This window comes from Rhodococcus sp. CX (assembly GCF_015865005.1).
GTDB lineage: Bacteria > Actinomycetota > Actinomycetes > Mycobacteriales > Mycobacteriaceae > Rhodococcus.
Window position 1 is genome coordinate 22,441 of the sequence record NZ_JADZGH010000072.1, and the last position, 3,675, is coordinate 26,115.

Below are 3,675 nucleotides of genomic sequence, written 5' to 3' on the forward strand. Positions count from 1 at the left end.
CGACGCGAGGATCGTCCTAAGTGTGTTAGGCAAACCGAATCGCGATAGGGTTGCCGAACGCCGTTCGGCAACTCGGTCCGAGATTCTCACCGCGGCCTGGGATACCGCCCGCGAGCGCGGGCTCGCGAACCTGACCCTCCGCGAGGTCGCCGACCGCGTGGGAATGCGGCCCCCCTCGCTCTACAGCCACTTCGATTCGAAGAACGCGCTCTACGACGCGATGTTCGGACAGGCGTGGAGCGAGTGCCTGGCGGTCATGACGGAATGCGTCCGGAACCTGCCCGACACACCGCGCGGTGTGCTGCGATCCCTCGCGGCCACCTTCTTCGATTTCTGCGTCGAAGATCTCGCCCGATTCCAGCTGATGAACCAGCGGATCGTCATCGACTTCGAGCCGAGCGACGAAGCGTATGCGCCGGCCGTGCAGACCCTCGATCTGTTCCGTAACACGTTGGCAGAGTTGGGGATTCGTGACCAGCAGGATGTGGATCTGTGCGTCGCGCTCACGGGTGGTCTCATCGACGCCCAGCTCGCCAACGATCCCGGTGGCGACCGGTGGCGTCGGCTCCTCGATCGGGCCGTGAACATGTTCGCCGAGAATGTAGGACTGTAAGGAGCGTCCGATGGCTGCAACGACTGCAACCGAGTCCACCACGCGGCCACGACGACCGGAGATGCAACGCGACCTCGCGATGCGCCTGGCCGCCACCGAGTACGAGCGGTTCGCCGATCTGCTGGACCGGCTGACGCCCGACGAGTGGAGACAACCGACCGAATGCCCCGGCTGGGACGTGCGCGCGATGGCCGGTCACGCCTACGGGATGACGCGGATGTCCGCGTCCCTCCTGGAGATGCGTCGCCAGCTCGCCGTCGCGAAACGGTCGCCCGGCGTCTTCATCGACGCGCTGACCGCGCATCAGGTCGAGAAATACGCGAGTCTCGACACCGCGACATTGGCGTCGGCCTACCGGGCGACGGGGGCCAAGGCGGCCCGGGCACGCGCCCGCACGCCGTCCCTCGTGCGGAAGCTGACCCTGAAACCGGCGCAGACGGTCGGTGGCGTCGAGGAATGGTGGACCGTCGGATATCTGGTCGACGTCATCGTCACACGTGACCCCTGGATGCACCGCGTGGACATCTGCCGCGCGACCGGCGAGACGATGGTCCTGACCCCCGAACACGACGGGGCGCTCGTCGCCGACGTCGTCGCCGAATGGGCAGGACGGCACGGCCGGCCGATCGATCTCACCCTGACCGGTCCGGCCGGAGGTCGCTGGCGCACCGGGTCCGGTGCACAACCAGTCGAGATGGACGCGGTCGAGTTCTGTCGCGTCCTGTCCGGTCGCGCGCCGGGAACGGGCCTTCTCGCAGTGCAGGTTCCGTTCTGATCGCTGCGCGCCCGGCCGTCGGCCGTCAGTAGCCGGCCCGCGCGGCGACCGCCTCGGTCTCCGGTGCCGGCCCGAGCGTCGGGTCCGGGCTCCAGCCGAGGATCGGCGGCACGAACACGCAGTTCAGCGGTCGCGGATCCTCCGGATCGAGTGCCTTCAGCACGAACCACGCGGCGTTCGGGTCGTTGACGATGCCGGCGTGCTCGACGAAGTCGTTGCCGCAGTGATCCTGGAGCACGATGTTCGTTGCGTTGGGGGCTTCGCGATAACCGCTGGTGTAGGGCAGGACGATCTCTTCGTAGCGGCTCATGATGTTCGTGTAGGTGACCTCGTCGGCGTACACGCCGGCCTCCTGGATGGTGTGGATCCAGTCGGAGCCGGCCAGCACCTGCGGGCAGGCGCCACACCCGAGCGCGTGCACCAGGTTCTCCATGTCCTGGCGTGCCCCGACCTGCTCGAACAACTCGAAAGACGCGGCGATCAGGAACGCGTGGCTGCCCTCGTACACGGGACCGAGGGAGATGTAGTCGTCGACCTTCTCGTTGCCGCCGAGGAACTTGACGTACCAGACGGGCATCAACGTGCCCTGCGAGTGGCCGATCAGATCCACCTTCTCCGCGCCGGTGGCGGCGAGGACCTCGTCGACGAAATCGGATAGCTGCTGTGCGCTCTCTTCCATCGGCAGCAGTCCACCGACGGCGTCGAGCGGCCACGGCAGGTCGGCATGGTTGCCGTAAGTGAGGGCGAAGACGCAGTACCCCTCGTTGGCGAGCAGGGGTGCCAGGTACGACCAGTTGTCCTGCCGGTTGAGGACGGTGCCGTGCACGAGGATCACCGGGTCGGGATGTTCCTCCGACGGCACGCAGCTCCAGTCGTTGGTGCCGGGGGCGTTGCCGCCGGGTGATCCCAATTCGCTTGCGAGACCGTCGAGGAAGGTCTTTCCCACGGGTAGGGGAGGTGCAGGTTCCTCGGCCTGTGCCGTTCCGGTTCCGAAGAGCGCGAAGATCGCCGCGAAGGTCGCGGCGGTGAGTGCGCGCAGGCGCATGTCCACCCCCCTGTCGATACGTGAATGCGCAGAAAGTTAACAGAGATTCCACATCGTCGACCAGCCCCCGGCGGTGGCCCGGTGGCCTCGTGAATCACGATGTGCCCACCGATTCGGAATTCGCCCGTGCTACAGCGTGAGCGGATTCGCACTCGCCGCGTGGATCGCCCCGGCGGGCGGTTCGGGGCCGCGGCGTGGCTGGCACACTGGGAGCGGTGCGCGCCGGAACCACGACAGCAAGGGGCCCGCTGCGGCCGTTCGAGATCGCGGCCGCGGCGGTGTTCGGAGCACTGACAGCCGTCGTCACCGTCGTCACCGGGTTCATCCCGGTCGGAGCCGCGCAGGTTCTCATCACCCTGCCGATCGCATTCCTCGCCGCAGGAAACCGGATGCGGTCCGCGATCGCAGCGACCGTCGCGGCCAGCGTCGTAGCCCTGATCGCCGGCGGCCCGTTCGGGGTCGTGATGTTGCTCGTCCTCGTCGGCGTGGGAATCCTCGTCGGATATGCCGAACGCCGCTGGGGCAGGAACGCGGGCTTCGTGGTGTTCGCCGGGTCGATCCCCATCGGGCTCGTGCTCGCGGGATTCACCGTCGGGATGCTGCTGTTGTTCGAACGGACCCGGATCCTGCTGCTCGACTCGCTCGCCGCCTCGCTGCAGGGCGCCCTGCGGGCATTCCGGGCAGCCGGTGCGGGACAGGCATTCGTCGACGCCTTCACCCGCACCGCCGATTTCCTCGTCGAGTACTGGTGGCTGTGGATCGGCGGTGCCACGGTCGTCGGCATCGTCGGCAGCGCACTGCTCAGCTTCGGGATCTTCCGCACGATCGCGCTGCGCACGCGGTGGAGCAGCCCGCCCACCGAATGGCCGGCCACGGCCCAGGCGGAACCGGCACCGCTGCCCGTGCACCTGCGGTCGGTCACCTACCGCTACCCGGGAGCCACCACCGACGCGCTCACCGACATCGATCTGACGATCACCGCCGGGGACTTCGTCGCGGTGGTCGGAGCCAACGGCTCGGGCAAGTCCACCCTCGCGCGGATCCTCGCCGGACTCGACCCGACAACCGGTCTCGTCGACCGTCCCGGCCACGTCGGTCTCGGTGCCCCGGGCGGCACGGCACTGGTCTTCCAGCACCCGGAATCCCAGATCCTCGGCCGCACGATCGCCGAGGACGTGCGCTGGGGACTCGACGATGCCGACGGCACCGTCGACGTCGACGCATTGCTCGAGAGGGTCGGGT

At 68.0% G+C, this 3,675-nt stretch carries 4 protein-coding genes; 3 read left to right on the forward strand and 1 reads right to left on the reverse strand.

Annotated elements, in window-relative coordinates; translation table 11 throughout:
- Nucleotides 1-22 precede the first annotated feature (22 nt).
- Nucleotides 23-613 (forward strand): TetR/AcrR family transcriptional regulator, encoded by a 591-nt coding sequence (locus I0Q12_RS08200; RefSeq protein ID WP_197251461.1) that lies wholly within the window; start codon nt 23-25, stop codon nt 611-613.
- Nucleotides 614-623: 10 nt separating this feature from the next.
- A complete protein-coding gene (locus I0Q12_RS08205; protein WP_231610255.1) occupies nt 624-1,388 on the forward strand; it encodes a maleylpyruvate isomerase family mycothiol-dependent enzyme in 765 nt (254 codons plus the stop codon).
- 25 nt (nt 1,389-1,413) lie between these two features.
- On the opposite strand, the gene I0Q12_RS08210 is transcribed toward I0Q12_RS08205, so the two are convergent.
- On the reverse strand, nt 1,414-2,433 hold the full coding sequence (locus I0Q12_RS08210) for a triacylglycerol lipase (RefSeq protein ID WP_197251462.1): 1,020 nt from the start codon (nt 2,431-2,433) through the stop codon (nt 1,414-1,416).
- 215 nt (nt 2,434-2,648) lie between these two features.
- Here I0Q12_RS08210 and I0Q12_RS08215 point away from each other — a divergent pair.
- Nucleotides 2,649-3,675 (forward strand): DUF2232 domain-containing protein (locus tag I0Q12_RS08215; protein WP_197251463.1); only part of this gene is annotated, 1,027 nt, incomplete at its 3' end.

Excerpts from the sequence above, each read along its gene's own strand:
- I0Q12_RS08205 (WP_231610255.1), top strand. The coding sequence starts at position 624 with ATGGCTGCAACGACTGCAACCGAGTCCACCACGCGGCCACGACGACCG.
- I0Q12_RS08210 (WP_197251462.1), bottom strand. The coding sequence starts at position 2,433 with ATGCGCCTGCGCGCACTCACCGCCGCGACCTTCGCGGCGATCTTCGCG.